Below are 17543 nucleotides of genomic sequence, written 5' to 3'. Positions count from 1 at the left end.
TTGTATCCTCAAAATTAATGCTGCCTGCCCCGCTCCCACTCCTCGCTATCATCAAGCGGTTGCACAGCATTTGTTTTATCCAAATGAATCATACAATCGAATTGGTACGGTAAACGGGTAAAATAATAATGGCTCGCACGTTCTGTTTCAGGACGATATACAACGCCTATTGCACGCTGCAAGCGGGGAATTTTTAAAAAATGCTCCAATTCTCGATTTGTTAAATCTAAAATAAAATTTTTATATTGCAGGGCATGAAACAAGTCTTCATAGCTGCCCTTGAGAGCTGGGATCACTTTTTTATATTCCGCGGGCGCGTCCCAATTGGAAGCAGCGGTTACAAATCCCTCATAAGTGGAAAACCCAATTAAATAGGTATGCGGATGATATTGCTCACGGACTAATTGGCCGATGTTTACTTCCCCGTCTTCGCCCATTTCAGTAGCTCTAGCATCGCCAATATGCGAATTATGTGCCCAGATAATCATCTTAGCCGGCCTGTTGAACCGGGTTTCTAAATGATCAGTCAATACATTAACCATTTCTGCCATATGCCGATCGCGGATATTCCAGGAAGATGTATGTTCTGCAAACATGGAGCGATAATAAGTTTCTGCGTTTTTTACCAATCGTGCATTCTGGGTGGCAAAAAAATAATTTTCTTCCATATCGGAGTTGTCTTTGCAAAGATAATCAAAAGCCCGGTGCTGTAGCTCCAATAATTGTTCCACGGCTTCTTTGATACAATTTTTTTTAATTCCGGCATAAGCGAGATAACCATAAGCTTGTGGATCAATATGAATGTGGTTAAAACAGGCATATCGCTGCTCGGCACGATGCGCTGCTTTTGCATCTACCTTATATAAATATTGAATAACCGCCTGCATAGATGAATGCAGGCTATATAAATCCAACCCGTAAAACCCTATCTTTGGCATGCGCAAAATTGCTTGCTGTTTGTTAAATGTATGCAACCAATTTAAGAAAGGAGGCATTGCCGTATTTCGCCACATCCAGGTAGGGAAACGTTTAAATCCTGCCAATGCATCATTGATGTCGGAATTATCTTTTTGCTGGATGAAACGGTGGATGCAATAAGCATCCGGCCAGTCGCCTTCTATAGCCACAGCCATAAAACCTTTTTTCTCGAGCAATTGTTTGGTAATTTGACTCCGTATTTGGTAAAACTCATGAGTTCCATGTGTTGCTTCGCCTATAAGCACAAAGCGGGCATCGCCAATTTTATTTAATAAATAATCGCATTTATCTTCAGTTAAGGGATGGGCAGCTTCATCAAGAATGGCAACAAGCTTTTGCTGTATGTGTACACTCACAATAATCCTTTAAGGGAGCATTTATAAAAATTATATTAGTATGGTTTTGGCTAATTTACTGAACCGATGTAATTTGTATCCCGCTGTTTAAAATAACAAAACCAAGCTTTTTTTCATAAAATCAAGGGTATTTTAGAAAAAAGTATTGAGAAATGAGTTAATTTTAGGTTATGTTGGATTAACCCAATTAAAATGGGCTATATTAACAATTGTCATTTAAGGACAAATGCAATTGCCAGCCGGAAGCTTCATGGAGTAACTGGCCGACGATTGATAAGCTTAGCAAAAGGAGGAATTATGGCTACAGGCGAAGTCAAATGGTTCAACAATGCCAAAGGATGGGGCTTTATTGTTCCTGAAGGAGGCGGCGACGATATTTTTGTTCACTTCTCAGCAATTCAAGGCACAGGTTACAAAACCTTAATTGCAGGTCAGGCAGTGAGTTTCGATCTTGAGCGTGGGGAACGCGGTTTACATGCCACCAATGTAGCAGCCCTGCACGAAGCAGTCTTAGAATAATTAGTACAAACAATCTCACTTCGGGTAAACTATGTCTCAATGACACAGCAAGCAATTGCTGTGTCGCCAGTTTTTTAATTCCGGAACATCATTGCCAAATGCAACACGGTTTATTATTACTCAACTTAGGTACGCCTGCCAGCCCGGACGTCCCGGCTGTGAGACGTTACCTGCGTCAATTTTTAGCCGATAAACGGGTGATTGCTTTACCAGCACCCCTGCGCTACCTGCTTTTATACGGGATTATCCTGCCCTTTAGGCCCAAACAAACTGCACGCGCCTATAAAGCCATTTGGACAGAGCATGGTTCGCCATTGCTTTATCATGGCAAAAAATTGGCTGATAAATTACAAGCAGAACTTGGGACAAACTGCAAAGTGGTGCTAGCCATGCGCTATGGAGAACCCTCCATAGCAAAAGCACTGCAGGAATTACATTCTTGTGACCACATTACAGTCTTGCCTTTATATCCCCAATATTCATCTGCTGCGACCGGCTCAACCCTCGAAGAAGTAATGCGCCAACTCAGCATCCGCTCTACGATACCTTTTTTAAATATAATCCGGGACTTCCACCAATTCCCCGGTTTTATCCAGGCACAGGCAGCCAAAATAAAACCTTATCTCAACGATCATGATTATATTTTACTGAGTTATCACGGTCTGCCGGAAAATCACCTTTTAAAAAACGCGTGTAAAACCCACTGCCAAACTGGCTGCAATAAAAAATCACCTGGCCATCCTAGCTGTTACCGCGCGCAATGCATAAAAACTTCGACGCTACTGGCGTTAGAGTTGCAACTCAGGCAGCATCAATTCGGCATGTCATTTCAATCCCGCCTGGGAAAAACCCCGTGGATTAAACCTTATACCGACCATATGCTAACCGAGCTCGCCAGACGCGGCATAAAACGTCTTGCAGTGGCTTGCCCCTCTTTTGTCTCTGACTGTCTGGAAACCCTGGAAGAAATTGGCATGCGCGCGCGCGAAGACTGGCAAAAATTGGGCGGTGAAAAATTTACCTTAATCCCTTGTGTGAACGACGATGATGTTTGGGTGCAAGAACTACTTAATTTGACCAATTTGAAATAAAAATGATCTTTTATCATAAAAATTGCAAAAGTATATTTTTATGCTATATCCATTGAATAACAGAAATTATTACTTTTTAATAATGTTTTTTTTAATGTGAGCGATAGTCTTCATAGGTCGGGACGCCAATTTGACTCTTACCTGGTGGAGGTAGATTATGAGCAATAAACAATTCTCAGAACGCCTGAATAAAGAATTAGATGAAATTGGCGTCCCACAACGTGCGGATGAACGCGTGGAAGTATTTGCCAAACTAATCAATATACCACGCGGCAAGGCGGAAGCGATTCTAAATGGCAATATCCATTCTGGTACCCCACTATTGCAACTCATTGCCGAAGAATTGGAAGTCAATCCGGAATGGCTACTCGGCAAAAGTGATAAACGACATAATTGATGGCCTTGCTGCATCTTATGGTTCATCCGTGAACCGCGCGCTTAACCTTGAAAACGTTTATTCACCCCAATCGGTTTGGCGTGTTTTTCGATATAACTGATGATTTCCCCGGCAATATTAATCTGGGTGGTTTTTTCAATTGCCTCCAGACCAGGTGATGAATTGATTTCGAGAACCAAAGGTCCGTGATTTGAACGTAATATATCCACGCCTGCCACTTTTAAGCCCATGGTTTTAGCGGCTGCAACCGCTATAGTACGTTCTTGCGGAGACAATTTTACTTCATGAGCTTTGCCCCCCTGATGCACATTGGCACGAAATTCTCCCTCTTTGGCCTGCCGCTTTATGGCAGCCACTATTTTATCGCCAATCACCAAACAGCGAATATCGGTTCCTCGCGATTCTTTAATGAATTCCTGCACTAAAATATTGACGTGCATTTCTTTAAACGCATTGATGATGCTGACTGCGGATTGATGCGTATCCGCTAAAATAACGCCCTTACCCTGGGTACCTTCCAGCAACTTAATCACCAATGGCGCTCCGCCCACCATGCGAATTAAATCTTCGGTATCTCCCGGCGATTGGGCAAAACTTGTTAAAGGCATGGGTATGCCCTTGCGTGCTAACAATTGCAATGCCCTGAACTTATCACGAGAACGCGAGATGGCAATGGACTCATTAAGGGTATACATTCCCATGGTTTCCATGTGACGCAAAACGGCGGTTCCATAAAATGTATTTGATGCGCCAATCCGTGGGATCACCGCATCGAAATGTGGTAAAGGCTCTCCACCACGGTAATGAACCTGGGGCTTAGAAGCCGCCACATTCATATAACAATATAAAGGATTAATGATTTTGATTTCATGACCCGCTTCTTCACCGGCCATTTTTAAGCGTTTATGAGAATACAACTCACCATTAGTCGCAAGAATCGCGATTTTCATATATCTATATTTCCTTCTTCATTTTTATTTTAAATCCACAAAGAATTTGGCTTGAGGCCAACACAAATGAAAGAGCTGATAAGAAAAGTTTAGAACACCTTCACTGTACTCGCTTGGTATCTAAATTAAAATAACTATGTAATTATCCTCTAAACTCGCAGGAAAGTGTATTTTTTTTACACTCGTTTTTAAAAAATTTTAAACCAGTTAACTGCCTTCGCCTTTGGAGTTTCGCAAAGGCAGTCGTTGATTTGCTTATGAAACAAGCAACAGATAATCTTGCGCCAACAGTTCGGCTTGGTGAGGGGTGGTGAAAAAAGCTTGCAAATGCCCTTGCCGGTCGAAAAGCATAACCGTTCCCGTATGTTCCATATCATAATCATCAGGATTTTCATCCTTTAAGGCAATCTTGGCATAAGCAACACCTAATTCTTTCGTCATGCGCTTGATGGTATCCTCGTCTCCCCTCGCTCCATAAAAGTGCGGGTTAAACCCTTTCACGTATTGCGCCAATTTTTTCAAGCTGTCGCGTTGTGGATCGATGGTGATCATGACTACTTTAGGCATGATTTTTGCGCCTTTCTCTTCCAAGATACGATACATTTTGCTAAGTTGCGCCATGGTGGTGGGGCAAAGATAACCGCAATTGGTAAAACCAAAGAACACCATAGTCCATTGCCCTTGCAAACTATCCTTGCCAAATGTTTTCTCATCAATACCAGACAAAGAAAAATCGCCGATTTCACGGGGATTTTCTAATAAAGTCCCATGAAACTCACTCATATCCACATGCTTTTTAGCATGCATGTGCTGGGAAACAAACAACCCAGCAATTAATGCGGCTACAGCAATCAAACTAATTACCGTCATTACAATCCGGTTTTTTCGAGCAGACATCTTACTTCCTCACAAATAATGATCAATTAATAAAAACAAAAATAACAACATCAGATAGATGATAGAGAAACGGAAGGTACGCATTGCAATCACTGCTTGCTTGCTGCGATATAAAACGATTCCCCAATATAAAAATCGTGCGCCCAGAGCCAATGCTCCGGCTAAATAAACCAACCCGCTCATTTTTACCGCAAATGGCAATATACTAACTGCCACGAGCAGAATAGTATAAAGCAGCACATTCAATTTGGTGTAGTCAATACCGTGGGTAACTGGCAGCATTGGAATTTCGGCATGACGATAATCTTCAAAACGGTAAATAGCCAACGCCCAGAAATGCGGCGGGGTCCAGGTAAAAATAATGAGAACCAGTAATAATGCTTGCGGGTCGAGCTGATTGGTTACCGCAGTCCAACCTAGTAAAGGCGGCGCTGCGCCAGCTAAACCGCCTATAACAATATTTTGTGGAGTAGCGCGCTTAAGATACCCAGTATAAACCCCGGCATAACCAATCAAAGAAACAAACGTTAATACGGCCGTTAACCTATTGACGAATAAAATTAGAATGACAAGCCCGCCCACACCTAACACGCATGCAAATAAAAATGCCTCTTTTACCGAGATTCTCCCGTGAGCAATAGGCCTTTTTTTGGTGCGTGCCATCATGGCATCAATGCGTTTATCCACCAAATGGTTAATGGCAGCTGCACTGCCTGCGCATAAACCTATACCCAATAGTGCACTAGTTAATGTAGCGACAGGCACCCAGCCTGGTGTGGCTAAGTACATCCCTACCACCACGGTAAGCAACATCAAAGCCACGACACGAGGCTTGCATAACTCCAGGTAATCCCGCCATGTGCTACTTACGAATTGTTCATTAATTAGCTGCATGGATTGCATTCCCTCTCGATAAATAAAGCAAGCTGCACATGGCAGCAAACAGCAATGCTGCCAGGCCATTATGTGCAACAGCCACCTTTAATGGCAATAAATAAATCACATTGAATACACCGAGTAAGAATTGCCCCAGGACTAACAGGAGCGCTGCTAAAGCTACGGCACGCAGGTGGCTGTATTGAGTTTTCTTAAGCAAGCATAATGCTAAAATAATGACATAAGACGCCGTAACGTAAGCTCCGACTCGGTGAATGAATTGGATAGTTACCCGCACATGGTTGTCCAATAAACCACCTTGATAATTAGCGCCTACCGGAGAAAACAAATTAAACCCTTGGGAAAAATATAAATCAGGCACCCACTCCCCGTTACATTGCGGAAAACCCACACAAGCTACGCCGGCATAATTGGAACTCACCCATCCACCCAAAGCAATTTGCATGAATACAAGCAGCGCGCCCAAGGCTATCCAAAAACGCCACCGCGGCAAATATTTAGGCGTAAAATCGCTCAATTGCCAGCGGAAATAACAAAGAGTTGCAAAAATCAGCATACCACCTAAAAGATGCGCCATGACTACAATGGGTAATAATTTCAAGGTGACGGTCCACATTCCCAAAAGCGCTTGGAATAGGAGCAATCCCAGCAAGATAAGTGGCAATTTTTTGGATACTTGTATTGCATTTTGCGAAAAAACTGGATTTTCACTGCGTAAAAACCGGTGGTAACGATGGACTCCTAAAAAAATGCAAAGCGTTAGCAAACCTAATGAGCCGGCAGCATAGCGATGGATCATTTCCGTCCAAGCTTTTTGTGTTTCAATGAAAGTTCCAGGATATTGCGTTTGCATATGCGTTAACTTATTTTGCGCCGTAGGTAATACCAAATGCCCGTAACAACCTGGCCAGTCAGGACAACCTAATCCTGCATCGGTAAGACGTGTAAATGCACCCAACATCACCACAAATAAGGCTAATATTAAAGCCAAAGTGGTGATACGCCTTAAAAATTTAACACTCATCAGCTATCACTCTTTCGTATTCAACAAACGTTTTACATCATGGAAAATATCAGCAGGTTTGGCGGACGTTTCATAAGACATGACCAAATACCCTGCTGGATTTTGTAGATAAATCAAGGAAGCAGGCGGTAAATTGACCTTGTCATCTGCCTTTAACCTACGTTTATAAATTTCTTCATCCTGCAAAATTTGATTTTGTGCCAAACTGATCTCAGGCGCGCTTGCTCCCAGCCATAACCAGGTTTCTACTTCATATAAACGCCGGCCTAATGCCAAGCGACTTCTTGCCAGTTTGTCCAGTTGCTGCATGCATGCTGTTTCACAAGTGCCCGGGCTCCACAAAATTAATCGCCATTTGGCGTTTTTATTTTCATGCGCCAGCAACTGCGGCGGATTTAACAATTTTCCTCTATTGATCTTCTTTCCCCCCAGCCAATCGGGATGAGTATAAAAAAAATAAGCAAATATTCCTGGAGCGAGAAATACAAGCGCTAAAAATAAGAGAATAAAATAATTACTACGAAACTTTTTCATATCGTTTCAACATATCCTGGATGTTTATGCTTACAGATTATGGAAAAACCATTGTTCTGATATTACGCACTACAAATAAGAAAAAAAGGGCTAATGCCAAGCCAAACCACTGCACAGCATAGGCATAATGGCGTTCAGGCGGCATGGAAACGACAATCCATTCACGCACATAACCATGTGCTGCATGTTTATCAAGACGAATAATAAACGGATAGACTGATTTTTGCAAAAATTGACTGATTGCTTGCGCATCGATTGCCTCAATAATGGCCAACCCTTCTTGTTTTTTTTCTATTAATTCACCTAAAACTATTTTTTTCGCAGATGGGTAATAGACTTGCCCGCTTAATTTAATTTCTTCTTTTGGCGTTACAACTTCGGGCAAGTTTTTACGGGTTAGATCGCCGGCCACCCAGCCCCGATCAATTAACACGACATGTTTATTATTCAGCACAAAGGGCGATAACACATGATAGCCAAACCGGTGTTGATGATGTTGGTTATCCAGCAGTAAAACAGCCGGTAAATACTTACCGACAACATTCACCGGCTCATAAGCCAGAGGTAACTCCTGCGCCGGATGCCAGGATCTGGGGACAGACGCGGAAAATTTTTTTTCTTGATTAATAAGCGCTGTTTTTTCATGGGCACGCTTAAGTTGCCAAAACCCCAAGCGGGTACAAAGTGCGACCGCACTGATTGCCAAGGCGACTATTAGCCAATTTGAGATGAAACGCTGCTTAAAACCAGTTAGACTTACCATTTTGATATATACAGCTCGCTGTAAGAAGTCCGGGAGTATAGCAAATGTTGGTGAAGGCGATCATCCTTATTGTCATGTTAATTATTCTAATCGCATTGGGAAGCGGACTTGTCTTTCTTGTGCGTGACGAAGGTAAAACAAAACGCACCGTCAAAGCATTAACCTGGCGCATTGGTTTATCACTTAGTTTATTTATTTTACTGTTTTTGGCTTTTGTTTTTGGCTGGATTACACCTCACTCTTTATAAGGGATTTCATTCAGCAGCGCGATGTAGTAGTTTGATTGTGTTTTACCGATGGCAAATGAGGATATGAAAATGCGGCGAGTGTTTTATATGATGTTATTGATGTCTGCCTCTGTCTGTGCCGATACAATTGATCATTATATGAATATTGCTAACAACATACCGCAAATGGAAATGAAAGCAGATCCACAGGCGCAAGCCTGGGCGAGATCAGCAAGAAACGTTCTTCTTTTAACCAGTGAAAGCATTGCCGAAACCCTGCTTTTAGCTAATGACACCGCCAAAGCGAGCGGTTCGCCTCTATTTTGTCTGCCCGCCGGCATGCAACTTAATCCAACCATGCTAAATGAATTGATTCAGCAAACTTACCGCGAAATTTCAAGCCAGCAAAGCGATAAAGATAGAATGACCGTCTCCCAAGTAGCGCTACTTGGGGTACGCAAGCAATATCCTTGTTCGCCAACCCAAAACCCTACGCCCATTGCCACGCCCAAAGAAATGATGCATGTAAGTGCCTCCGAATAAGGCACTTACATGCTTTACTTGATTTATTGAGAAAATTCTTCAAAAGCTTGTAAGGCTTCTGCGGCATACATCAAAGAAGGGCCACCGCCCATATAAACGGCCATACCCAAAGTTTCCAGCAATTCTTCACGCGTAGCGCCATATTTCACTAAAGCTTGTGAATGAAAACCAATACACCCGGGGCAATGATTGGCAACAGCCAATGCCATGGCAATGAGCTCTTTGGTTTTTTTGCTCAATACTCCATCCTTGGTGGCAGCCTGGGACAGAGCAGAGAAACCTGCCATTACTTCCGGCAATTCCTTGCGCATTTTTGCCAATTGCGTGCTGATATCTTTGGTCACATTGCTGAATTTATCTGACATGATGGCATTTCCTTTAAATGAAAAAGACCATCTTAGCACAAGAATAATTTAAAAAATAAGGAGCTTATGGATTCACGGCAATATCGAATAAGTAGCGCCCGCAATTGGGGCGCTATCATGCTGCCTAGTGGGGTGACTGTGCTCTTTCTTCACACACTTTATTTACCACTTCACCGCATGTCTTTTTATCGTGCGTTACCCGGGCTATATCCCCCAAGGAAAGGATACCTACCATTTTTTTATTTTCGCGATTATCAAGAACAATTAAGCGGCGCACTTGCAACTCACCCATGTTTTTGGCGGCACTTTCAATCGAATCGTCTTCATAGCAATAATAAACTCCTTTATGCATGGCTTCTGAAGCTTTGCTATCCGCATCCCCTCCCTCAGCAAGGCATAAGGCTATGTCTCGATCCGTAATCGTACCTAATAATTTTTCCCCATTACCAATCGGTATAATTCCGGTATCTAATGATTTCATGATTTTGGCAATTTCACTTAACGTAGAATCGGGGCTACAATAGGTAGGACTTTCAGTCATGACCTCTTTAATTTCCATATTTCTTCTCCTTCAATACCTTGTATTGACTAAAACAATACACTTGCTTGACCCATTCGTATTTTTATTGGGTATATTTAATTATAGTAGTTTTAGTTTCTAACCGATTTACTTAAATGGATTCGCATGCGCTTACAGAAAGTCAAACTCATTTTTATTATGGTTGTCACCCTGATTTTTTTGGGTTTATTCGCTTTTATAGGAAGAAACCACATAATTCCGTTATTTTTCCTGCCAACGGCTCCAAAAGCGCAAGCCGGTAAAAATCATATAAATTACGCTGAAGAATTAGTGGCTGTGAATTTAAATGCACCTTGGGAAATGGTTTTTCTACCTAATCATGACTTCTTGGTGACCGAACGCAATGGCAAATTAAGACAGTTAGGCAAGGTTGAAAAAACGCTTGTGGTACCCGACGTTTATCCAGTAGGCGAAGGCGGGCTCCTAGGAATGGCTCTTGATCCGGATTTCCCGCAAAATCACCATTTATATTTATACTTCACCACCAAAAAAAACGGAAAGCCAGTCAATCAAGTCGTGCGTTACGTCTACCCAGAAAAAGGAGAGCTTGTCGATAAGACGATTATTTTGGCGGATATCCCTGCCGCGCGATTTCACAATGGAGGACGCATTAAATTTGGGCCTGATGGTTATTTATATGTGTCCACCGGTGATGCGCAAGATCCTGAATCAGCTCAACAACGTACATCTCTTGCCGGGAAAATTTTGCGGATAACTAAAGATGGCATGCCAGCTCCAAACAATCCTTTTAATACAGCGGTTTATTCTTTTGGTCATCGCAACCCACAGGGATTGGCTTGGGATGAACAGGGGCAGCTATGGGCTACAGAGCATGGACAAAGCCATTATGATGAACTGAATTTAATTTTAGCAGGCAAAAATTACGGATGGCCGCAAAGCCAAGGTTACCAGCAGGCAAAAGGGATAAAACCTCCTGTACTTACCTCAGGCGGAAAAGAAACATGGGCGCCTTCAGGCCTTTGTTACGCTATGGGCAATTTATTTTTTACAGGATTAAGAGGACAAGCTCTGTATCAAGTGCCGCTTGACCCGCAAAAAATAAAAATAGGCAAATTAAACATGCACTTTCACAGGAAATACGGGCGCTTGCGCAATGCGGTATGCGGGAAAGACGGTTTTTTATACTTAATGACTGCCAATACAGACGGAAGAGGCTGGGCAGGTGCGGATGATGACAAAATCATTCGTGTAAAGATAAGGAATCTTTACTAGACAGCTCCGGCTCCCTCGTCCCAGGCAACGCGCTGTCAGGCTGCTAAATTAATTTTCTGCCTTAAAACCTCCATTGTTTGCTCTTTGGCTTGCGGCGGTTTAAAAAGCATACACAAGGAAAGACAAAAAAATTCTATGCTGGTGTATGTTAACGATGTTTGCAGCGACGGAGTAAGAACTTAATGGTGCAACATTTTACTGGCGGAAAATTGCCCATGGATAACCCCTGGATAAGAAGATTACACACTATAATTGCCACCGCTGCACAATCTCATATTTAGACTGGCCTTCTCTTCCAGAAGATTTTACCAAACAAAAATCCCTGACAAACCAAGTCAGAGCAGGAATAAGTGCCGCTTTTTTTATCATAAGTTTTCTGGCAATAGTCACGTGCGGCACAAAAGGCCTACACTCCGGTTTAAACCCAAGGCCAAGCAAGCGATGATTTAAAGTTTCCACCAATTCGCATAATCCCGCAGGCACTTGCTCAACTCCAAGCCATGCTATCTGGGCTCGTTCCCAGCTATCTGCCTTACAAATGTTCATTGCAAATGGTTTAAGATGTATTTTTGCTGGCAAATCCATCGCTTGCCGTAAAAATTCAGGGGGGACTTGTCCTAAATAAACTAAAGTCAAATGCAGATTTTGCAAGGAAGTCGGCTTGCTTTTATCTCTCTCTATAAGCGCTCGGGCTTGCTCATATAAAGCCTGCGCCGTTTTTTCATCAGGCCATAAAGCAAAAAAATAACGTTCTGATGTTTTAGGGTGGCTTAAGACAGCACAACGCTTCAGCAATCCTTGTAAAGCAATGACTATTGCTTGGTTGCGTATTTCGGTGCGATTTCCCTTAAATTGATAACATTGGGAATACGTGTCTTGCCAGTCGCCCGCCCAGGCAATCCAAACTGTACCCACAGGCTTTTGCTCACTGCCGCCACCAGGACCCGCAACTCCAGTAATGGCAACACTTACTTCTGCCCTACTTGCTGCGATCGCCCCCTCTGCCATTGCCCGAGCAGTTTGCTCGCTCACCGCGCCATAAGAGGCAATGAGGCGGTGAGGTACGCGCAGCATATCTTCTTTAGCCTGATTGCTATAGGTGACGAATCCGCGCTCAAACCACTGCGAACTGCCGGGGATTTCGGTGATGACAGAAGATAAGCCGCCACCGGTGCATGATTCAGCCACAGCACAGCGAATCTTTCGACGCAGCAAAAGAGAGCCGAGTTCTGCAGCCAATGCATTATGGTTTGCTTGAGCCATAAGTTTAACGTTTGAATATTTCTTGCAGAAAATTTTGCATTGCCAGCCACGCCCGATGTTCCGTTTGCGGATTATAAATAGTACCTAATTTTTCATCCTGAGCTTGTGGGTTCATAAAAGCATGCTTGGTATGGCCGTACATGTATACTTGCCAGTCAACGTTTGCTGCCGTCATTTCCTGGCAAAACTCATCCACTTGTGCGGGAGGTACCATGGGATCGTCATAGCCGTGCAAGGCTAGAATTTTTGCCTTGATTACGTTAGCAGAGAGATTCTCAGGCTTGTGCAACAACCCGTGAAAACTCACCGCCCCTGCTATATCAGCGCCGCTGCGCGCCAAATCAAGCGCACACAATCCACCAAAACAAAATCCAATCACAGCAATCCGTTGCGTCGCAACTCCCGGCATCTCTTTTACCGCATTAAATGCTGCGAGCAATCTCTCACGCAGCAAGGCACGATCCTCCACAAAAGGCTGCATCAAAGCCATTTTTTCTTCTGTGGTTTTTCCGATACGCGCTTGCCCGAATACATCAACAGCAAACCCTATATACCCTAATTTTGCCAATTCTTCTGCTTTACGGCAGGCAAATTCATTGCGGCCTGACCAATCGTGCACAATCAGCACAGCAGGCACTGTGTCGCCTTCCTGTGCAGCATTGGCCACAAAACCACGAAGCTCTTCATGATCATGACGATAAATGTAATCGGCTGTTTTCATTTATAAATCCTTTATATTTCAGTATGGCGTAAGTCTAAATCGATATGGGCAAAAGTCAAAATTGAACATGCCCATAAACGTGTTTAACAATATTCCTACTAACTCGAATTTTCTACTATTATGATAATAAAAATACCTGTTTTTGTTTACGGGTATCAGAAACTCAAGCCGTACTGGAAAGAAACACGAGCAAAGCTTAACAGGGACGGGCCAGTAGATGATTACAGACTCATTGAAAAGTTTTCGGGATTTTTTATACTCGCACATCTGTTATCAATTATTCATTACCCCAGTCTTATTTCCTTTGGAAAAGGAATATCGGGAATTTGCCAGGCGTGCTTGCGAATATTTGCAAAAAGAGCGCACTGAATCGCTGCACTGCGATCACCCACGCCATCATGTTGTTCATCATTTTGCTGCCCCAAGACCTGGGGCAAGAAAAATTTTGATTACTCATGGTTGGATGTCTCGCGCTGCCTATATGGCGCGTTTAATTCGCGCCCTGCATCAACAAGGCTTTGACGTATATGCGCTTGATTTTCCAGCGCATGGAGAAGCAAAAGGATTGCAATTACTGTGGACTGATGCCATTACCACACTGCAGCGCACCTTGAATGAACTGGGCCCTTTTTACGGGGTTATCGGGCATTCCTTCGGCGGCTCTGTGATCCTTAATACATTAAATTTAGGCCGGCAATATCCTAACTGGAAGATAAATAAAGAACCTGAACGTGTGGTGATGCTGGCCTCGCCCACTAGAATGCGCACTCCTATCATCCGTTTAGCACGGCAATTTAAATTAACAGGAAAAGGATTCTTATTATTACGTAAGGCTTTTCGAGACAAAACAAACCTTGATCCCAAAAGTCTGGATTTTCGCAACTACACAAAACATGCCCATACGCCTTTTCTTTGCATCCATGGGGAAAAAGATGAAGTAATCACACCCCGTGAATCCATTATCTTTTGCAAGCAATACTCTTTTGCATCGTTAGCCTTGTTGCCAAATGTAGATCACATCGGCGTTTTATTGGATGCACGCGTGGAAGACATGGTCAGCAACTTCCTGCACCGTTAATTCTGGCTTTCTTTGCGGCGGGCAAGCAAGGTAGCCGAATATTGATCCGTAGGCATAATAATGACTTCACTGATGTTTACATGCGCCGGACGCGACGCACAATACCAGACTGCATCAGCAACGTCATCACCACATAAAGGAGTCATTCCCTGGTAAACCGCAGCAGCCCGGGCTTTATCACCTTTGAAACGCACGACGCTGAAATTGGTTTCCACAGCCCCTGGGTCGACCGTACTGACACGCACTTTCGTGCCAAAAACATCCATTCTAATGCCTTCCGTCAAGGCTTTGACTGCGTGTTTAGTGGCACAATATACTGCGCCATTTGGATACACATAATGACCGGCAATTGAACCGATGTTGATGATATGTCCTGCATCACGTTTCACCATGCCAGGTAACACTGCTCGCGTTACATATAATAAACCTTTGATGTTGGTATCTATCATGCGCTCCCAATCTTCTATTGTGCCTTCAGAGAAAGATTCCAAGCCCAGCGCAAGACCGGCATTATTCACCAAAATATCAATCTCTTGCCAAGCTTTGGGAAGTTGGGATAGCACTTGCTGTACTTCCTGCTGACGGCAAACATCAAGCTTCACAATGTGCACATCGGCATCATATTCCTGCTGTAAGGTTTCCGCCAATTCCTGTAACTTATTAAGCCGCCGGGCGCCCAATAACAATTTGGCGCCCTCTTCTGCAAATTTTTTAGCACAGGCAGCTCCAATGCCACTGGATGCGCCAGTGATGAACACAATTTTATTAGTTAACATAAGTGTAATTTTTCCGAATAAAATTTCCGCTTACATGCAGCCACTCTAAAGGATAAGAGTTTCATCCAAAAAATAAAAATGATCAACGGGCCCATGCCCTTTCCCGATTTGTTGGTTGCTTCCAGCAACAATAGCATGGAAAAGATATTTTTTAGCCAGTTGCACCGCGGTAAGCAAATCTTTCCCTTGCGCCAGAAACGAAGCAATTGCTGCAGATAAACTGCACCCAGTTCCATGGGTATTTTTCGTATGGATACGCGGCGCGTGAAACCAATGAGACGTATTGTCTGCTGTCACCCACAAAACATCAGAAGCCTCGGGGGCATTAAGATGGCCGCCCTTTAACAGCACATTAACTTGATATTCTTCTGCGATACTGCGTGCAGCATGCATCATGTCAGCAGACGATTCTATGCACATGTCCAAAATTTTTTCGGCTTCGCTTATATTGGGTGTAATCAGGGTTGCTGCAGGAATCAATTGCTCTTTCAGATAAGAAACGGCCTCTTCCTTTAGCAATGCGCAGCCATTTTTTGCGACCATGACCGGATCCAGAATAACATACTCAGGATGATGGGTTTGTAAACTCTGTGCAACTACATGCATAACCTCGTGATCGTGCAGCATACCAATTTTAACGGCTTTGATGTGCAAATCTTGAAATACAGCATCCAATTGTTGAGCGATGAAAGCGGTGGGAACTTCCTGAATAGCCTGCACTCCCTGCGTATTTTGCGCTACCAAAGCCGTAATGACAGAAGCCGCATAACTGCCTGTTGCTGATATCGCCTTGATATCTGCCTGGATGCCTGCGCCTCCGGAAGGATCGGTTCCTGCTACGGTCAATACACAAGGCGGGTGTCTCATGATGCTTCCCCTTGAGCCACTTGATATAAGTGATCTAAAAACTGCATTTTAAAACTGCCTGGCCCTGGTGCCGTTCTTGCGGCGAGCTCACCACAACGGCCATAAAATCGAGCAGCAGCGACAGCAGCGGCAAAATAATCGCTATGCACTGCGCAAAAAGCAGCGACAACAGCAGTAAAAAGGCAGCCGCTGCCGGTGACCAAAGGCATTAAAGCTGAGCCACCTTCTATTAATTGCTGCGCGCCGGGATGAACGATGAGATCGGTTGCACCGCTAGCCACAACCACCAAATTTTTTTGTCGGGCCAACTGTTGTGCTGCTACCAATGCCGTGCGGCTATCTTCAGTACTATCTACCCCTTTTGTCAATCCTTGACGTCCTGCCAGTGCTTTAATTTCACTGGCATTACCTCGAATTACGGCAAAAGGATAAGAATCAAGTAATTGCCAACATGCTGTGGTTCGGGCAGCGGTTGCCCCGGCACCTACCGGATCTAAAACCAGGGGAATGTTTTTTTGAGTTGCAGCCTGGCATATGCTGTCGGCCAACTCCATGAAATCAGCATCTAAGGTACCAATATTAATCACGACTGCCGCAACGAAATGGGCTAGCGCGCTTGCATCCTCCAGGCTATGACTCATGACAGGCGATGCACCCATGCACAATAATCCATTGGCTACAAATTCCATGGAAACATAATTAGTAATATTTAAGATGAGCGGATTTTTATTTTGAACTTGGCTAATCAAACAATTTTCATCACTGGTCATTAATCGTCTCCAATAAATCAGCAGCAGCTTGATAACTGTCTGGCTGGTGAAGTGCACTCACCACGGCAATGCCAGCCACACCTTGTTTTATAACGTCTTGTGCATTACCAAGCCCAATTCCGCCAATGGCAATTACCGGATGTTTGGAGTTGTCTACAATGAAACGAAGTCCTTCTAAGCCCCAAGTCGTTTTACAATCTGGCTTAGTCGCGCTGGGGAATACCGCGCTCGCCGCAACATAATCAATGCAATCAAGCGTATTGGCGTATTCAAGTTGTGCGAATGTTTCAATGGATAGCCCAATTATTTTCTCAACACCCAAGCGCTCGCGGGCTATAACAGGGGAGGCATCTGCTTGTCCTAGATGCACTCCATCTGCCCCTATGGCAATCGCCAAATCAATGGAATCATTTACGATAAGAGGTACGGAAAATGGCTGCAACGCGCGTTTAATGGCCATTCCCCAATGGTAAGTCTCATGCTGACGGCTGGATTTATCGCGAAGCTGAACCATGCTGACTCCGCCTGCTACCGCTTCGCAAATTAATTTTAAATAGGATTCTTCGCTGTAACCATGAAAATTGGTTACTAAACATAACTTAAATGTGGCAATCATCACACTCCCTCCGCAGGCATTATCCAGTGCAGGTTGTGAGGGTTTTTCTCAGCTCTCGAATTGCAAAGAGCACCCCTGGTGAATTTGCTGCTATGGTA

General features: G+C 43.7%; 22 protein-coding genes and 1 riboswitch. Of the genes, 7 read left to right on the top strand and 15 right to left on the bottom strand.

Going from position 1 to position 17543, the window contains the following annotated elements:
- Positions 1 to 14: 14 nt before the first annotated feature.
- A complete protein-coding gene (locus tag NKV53_RS09310; protein WP_127032351.1) occupies positions 15 to 1334 on the bottom strand; it encodes an erythromycin esterase family protein in 1320 nt (439 codons plus the stop codon).
- A gap of 297 nt (positions 1335 to 1631) precedes the next feature.
- Here NKV53_RS09310 and NKV53_RS09305 point away from each other — a divergent pair, with 297 nt between their 5' ends.
- From NKV53_RS09305 to NKV53_RS09295, 3 genes are all read left to right on the top strand, one after another.
- A complete protein-coding gene (locus NKV53_RS09305; protein WP_126953975.1) occupies positions 1632 to 1853 on the top strand; it encodes a cold-shock protein in 222 nt (73 codons plus the stop codon).
- 98 nt (positions 1854 to 1951) lie between these two features.
- A complete protein-coding gene (gene hemH, locus NKV53_RS09300) occupies positions 1952 to 2944 on the top strand; it encodes a ferrochelatase (protein ID WP_127032350.1) in 993 nt (330 codons plus the stop codon).
- Positions 2945 to 3101: 157 nt separating this feature from the next.
- Positions 3102 to 3341 carry a hypothetical protein gene (locus NKV53_RS09295; RefSeq protein WP_126953973.1) on the top strand — a complete coding sequence of 80 codons (240 nt, stop codon included), beginning with the start codon at positions 3102 to 3104 and terminating at the stop codon, positions 3339 to 3341.
- Between the two features lie 41 nt (positions 3342 to 3382).
- Here the strand turns inward: NKV53_RS09295 and rimK are convergent, their stop codons facing one another.
- The 6 genes from rimK to NKV53_RS09265 all read right to left on the bottom strand — a co-directional run bounded on the left by rimK (position 3383) and on the right by NKV53_RS09265 (position 8406).
- A complete protein-coding gene (gene rimK, locus NKV53_RS09290) occupies positions 3383 to 4291 on the bottom strand; it encodes a 30S ribosomal protein S6--L-glutamate ligase (RefSeq protein ID WP_126953972.1) in 909 nt (302 codons plus the stop codon).
- A gap of 255 nt (positions 4292 to 4546) precedes the next feature.
- Positions 4547 to 5188, bottom strand: a complete 642-nt coding sequence (locus NKV53_RS09285; RefSeq protein WP_127032349.1) for an SCO family protein — start codon at positions 5186 to 5188, stop codon at positions 4547 to 4549.
- A gap of 9 nt (positions 5189 to 5197) precedes the next feature.
- The gene (gene cyoE, locus NKV53_RS09280; RefSeq protein ID WP_127032348.1) at positions 5198 to 6082 is read right to left on the bottom strand and encodes a heme o synthase; all 885 of its coding nucleotides are present in this window, start codon (positions 6080 to 6082) and stop codon (positions 5198 to 5200) included.
- Positions 6069 to 7109, bottom strand: a complete 1041-nt coding sequence (locus NKV53_RS09275) for a heme A synthase (RefSeq protein WP_126953969.1) — start codon at positions 7107 to 7109, stop codon at positions 6069 to 6071. The genes cyoE and NKV53_RS09275 overlap by 14 nt, the downstream gene beginning before the upstream one ends.
- 6 nt (positions 7110 to 7115) lie before the next feature.
- Positions 7116 to 7643, bottom strand: coding sequence for a hypothetical protein (locus NKV53_RS09270; RefSeq protein WP_127111380.1), 528 nt, complete (start codon positions 7641 to 7643; stop codon positions 7116 to 7118).
- A 37-nt stretch (positions 7644 to 7680) separates the two neighbouring features.
- On the bottom strand, positions 7681 to 8406 hold the full coding sequence (locus NKV53_RS09265) for an SURF1 family protein (RefSeq protein ID WP_127111381.1): 726 nt from the start codon (positions 8404 to 8406) through the stop codon (positions 7681 to 7683).
- Positions 8407 to 8450: 44 nt separating this feature from the next.
- Here NKV53_RS09265 and NKV53_RS09260 point away from each other — a divergent pair, with 44 nt between their 5' ends.
- Both NKV53_RS09260 and NKV53_RS09255 read left to right on the top strand, forming a co-directional pair.
- Positions 8451 to 8654 carry a twin transmembrane helix small protein gene (locus NKV53_RS09260; protein WP_126953966.1) on the top strand — a complete coding sequence of 68 codons (204 nt, stop codon included), beginning with the start codon at positions 8451 to 8453 and terminating at the stop codon, positions 8652 to 8654.
- 69 nt (positions 8655 to 8723) lie between these two features.
- Positions 8724 to 9176 carry a phosphatase gene (locus tag NKV53_RS09255; RefSeq protein WP_126953965.1) on the top strand — a complete coding sequence of 151 codons (453 nt, stop codon included), beginning with the start codon at positions 8724 to 8726 and terminating at the stop codon, positions 9174 to 9176.
- 23 nt (positions 9177 to 9199) lie between these two features.
- Here the strand turns inward: NKV53_RS09255 and NKV53_RS09250 are convergent, their stop codons facing one another.
- Both NKV53_RS09250 and NKV53_RS09245 read right to left on the bottom strand, forming a co-directional pair.
- Positions 9200 to 9541: a carboxymuconolactone decarboxylase family protein gene (locus NKV53_RS09250; protein WP_126953964.1), complete on the bottom strand. Its 342-nt coding sequence runs from the start codon at positions 9539 to 9541 to the stop codon at positions 9200 to 9202.
- A 124-nt stretch (positions 9542 to 9665) separates the two neighbouring features.
- A complete protein-coding gene (locus NKV53_RS09245) occupies positions 9666 to 10100 on the bottom strand; it encodes a CBS domain-containing protein (RefSeq protein WP_126953963.1) in 435 nt (144 codons plus the stop codon).
- Between the two features lie 126 nt (positions 10101 to 10226).
- Here NKV53_RS09245 and NKV53_RS09240 point away from each other — a divergent pair, with 126 nt between their 5' ends.
- The gene (locus NKV53_RS09240) at positions 10227 to 11354 is read left to right on the top strand and encodes a PQQ-dependent sugar dehydrogenase (RefSeq protein ID WP_253351013.1); all 1128 of its coding nucleotides are present in this window, start codon (positions 10227 to 10229) and stop codon (positions 11352 to 11354) included.
- A 246-nt stretch (positions 11355 to 11600) separates the two neighbouring features.
- Here NKV53_RS09240 and thpR read toward each other — a convergent pair whose 3' ends face one another.
- The gene (gene thpR / locus NKV53_RS09235; RefSeq protein ID WP_127111383.1) at positions 11601 to 12617 is read right to left on the bottom strand and encodes an RNA 2',3'-cyclic phosphodiesterase; all 1017 of its coding nucleotides are present in this window, start codon (positions 12615 to 12617) and stop codon (positions 11601 to 11603) included.
- Positions 12618 to 12621: 4 nt separating this feature from the next.
- Complete coding sequence (locus NKV53_RS09230) at positions 12622 to 13338, bottom strand: dienelactone hydrolase family protein (RefSeq protein ID WP_126953961.1); 717 nt, start codon at positions 13336 to 13338, stop codon at positions 12622 to 12624.
- A 217-nt stretch (positions 13339 to 13555) separates the two neighbouring features.
- Here NKV53_RS09230 and NKV53_RS09225 point away from each other — a divergent pair, with 217 nt between their 5' ends.
- Positions 13556 to 14416, top strand: coding sequence for an alpha/beta hydrolase (locus NKV53_RS09225; protein ID WP_126953960.1), 861 nt, complete (start codon positions 13556 to 13558; stop codon positions 14414 to 14416).
- On the opposite strand, the gene NKV53_RS09220 is transcribed toward NKV53_RS09225, so the two are convergent.
- The 4 genes from NKV53_RS09220 to thiE form a co-directional block, all read right to left on the bottom strand.
- A complete protein-coding gene (locus NKV53_RS09220; RefSeq protein ID WP_126953959.1) occupies positions 14413 to 15192 on the bottom strand; it encodes an SDR family oxidoreductase in 780 nt (259 codons plus the stop codon). The two genes, NKV53_RS09225 and NKV53_RS09220, sit on opposite strands and share 4 nt — an antisense overlap.
- A gap of 45 nt (positions 15193 to 15237) precedes the next feature.
- Positions 15238 to 16059: a bifunctional hydroxymethylpyrimidine kinase/phosphomethylpyrimidine kinase gene (gene thiD / locus NKV53_RS09215; protein ID WP_253351011.1), complete on the bottom strand. Its 822-nt coding sequence runs from the start codon at positions 16057 to 16059 to the stop codon at positions 15238 to 15240.
- Positions 16056 to 16829 (bottom strand): hydroxyethylthiazole kinase, encoded by a 774-nt coding sequence (thiM, locus tag NKV53_RS09210; RefSeq protein ID WP_127032344.1) that lies wholly within the window; start codon positions 16827 to 16829, stop codon positions 16056 to 16058. The genes thiD and thiM overlap by 4 nt, the downstream gene beginning before the upstream one ends.
- Entirely contained in the window at positions 16819 to 17445 is a 627-nt protein-coding gene (gene thiE / locus NKV53_RS09205) for a thiamine phosphate synthase (RefSeq protein WP_127032343.1), read from the bottom strand. Before thiE ends, thiM begins: the two co-directional genes overlap by 11 nt.
- Positions 17433 to 17532, bottom strand: a riboswitch (TPP riboswitch). Its footprint overlaps the gene before it by 13 nt.
- Between the last annotated feature and the right edge of the window lie 11 nt (positions 17533 to 17543).

The sequence above is a fragment of the Legionella sp. 27cVA30 genome (assembly GCF_024160945.1).
Taxonomy (GTDB): Bacteria; Pseudomonadota; Gammaproteobacteria; order Legionellales; family Legionellaceae; genus Legionella_A; species Legionella_A septentrionalis.
This window is presented reverse-complemented; position numbering and strand designations above follow the sequence as displayed.

Excerpts from the sequence above, each read along its gene's own strand:
- NKV53_RS09305 (WP_126953975.1), top strand. The coding sequence starts at position 1,632 with ATGGCTACAGGCGAAGTCAAATGGTTCAACAATGCCAAAGGATGGGGC.
- hemH (WP_127032350.1), top strand. The coding sequence starts at position 1,952 with ATGCAACACGGTTTATTATTACTCAACTTAGGTACGCCTGCCAGCCCG.
- NKV53_RS09295 (WP_126953973.1), top strand. The coding sequence starts at position 3,102 with ATGAGCAATAAACAATTCTCAGAACGCCTGAATAAAGAATTAGATGAA.
- rimK (WP_126953972.1), bottom strand. The coding sequence starts at position 4,291 with ATGAAAATCGCGATTCTTGCGACTAATGGTGAGTTGTATTCTCATAAA.
- NKV53_RS09285 (WP_127032349.1), bottom strand. The coding sequence starts at position 5,188 with ATGTCTGCTCGAAAAAACCGGATTGTAATGACGGTAATTAGTTTGATT.
- cyoE (WP_127032348.1), bottom strand. The coding sequence starts at position 6,082 with ATGCAGCTAATTAATGAACAATTCGTAAGTAGCACATGGCGGGATTAC.
- NKV53_RS09275 (WP_126953969.1), bottom strand. The coding sequence starts at position 7,109 with ATGAGTGTTAAATTTTTAAGGCGTATCACCACTTTGGCTTTAATATTA.
- NKV53_RS09270 (WP_127111380.1), bottom strand. The coding sequence starts at position 7,643 with ATGAAAAAGTTTCGTAGTAATTATTTTATTCTCTTATTTTTAGCGCTT.
- NKV53_RS09265 (WP_127111381.1), bottom strand. The coding sequence starts at position 8,406 with ATGGTAAGTCTAACTGGTTTTAAGCAGCGTTTCATCTCAAATTGGCTA.
- NKV53_RS09260 (WP_126953966.1), top strand. The coding sequence starts at position 8,451 with ATGTTGGTGAAGGCGATCATCCTTATTGTCATGTTAATTATTCTAATC.
- NKV53_RS09255 (WP_126953965.1), top strand. The coding sequence starts at position 8,724 with ATGCGGCGAGTGTTTTATATGATGTTATTGATGTCTGCCTCTGTCTGT.
- NKV53_RS09250 (WP_126953964.1), bottom strand. The coding sequence starts at position 9,541 with ATGTCAGATAAATTCAGCAATGTGACCAAAGATATCAGCACGCAATTG.
- NKV53_RS09245 (WP_126953963.1), bottom strand. The coding sequence starts at position 10,100 with ATGGAAATTAAAGAGGTCATGACTGAAAGTCCTACCTATTGTAGCCCC.
- NKV53_RS09240 (WP_253351013.1), top strand. The coding sequence starts at position 10,227 with ATGCGCTTACAGAAAGTCAAACTCATTTTTATTATGGTTGTCACCCTG.
- thpR (WP_127111383.1), bottom strand. The coding sequence starts at position 12,617 with ATGGCTCAAGCAAACCATAATGCATTGGCTGCAGAACTCGGCTCTCTT.
- NKV53_RS09230 (WP_126953961.1), bottom strand. The coding sequence starts at position 13,338 with ATGAAAACAGCCGATTACATTTATCGTCATGATCATGAAGAGCTTCGT.
- NKV53_RS09225 (WP_126953960.1), top strand. The coding sequence starts at position 13,556 with ATGATTACAGACTCATTGAAAAGTTTTCGGGATTTTTTATACTCGCAC.
- NKV53_RS09220 (WP_126953959.1), bottom strand. The coding sequence starts at position 15,192 with ATGTTAACTAATAAAATTGTGTTCATCACTGGCGCATCCAGTGGCATT.
- thiD (WP_253351011.1), bottom strand. The coding sequence starts at position 16,059 with ATGAGACACCCGCCTTGTGTATTGACCGTAGCAGGAACCGATCCTTCC.
- thiM (WP_127032344.1), bottom strand. The coding sequence starts at position 16,829 with ATGACCAGTGATGAAAATTGTTTGATTAGCCAAGTTCAAAATAAAAAT.
- thiE (WP_127032343.1), bottom strand. The coding sequence starts at position 17,445 with ATGATTGCCACATTTAAGTTATGTTTAGTAACCAATTTTCATGGTTAC.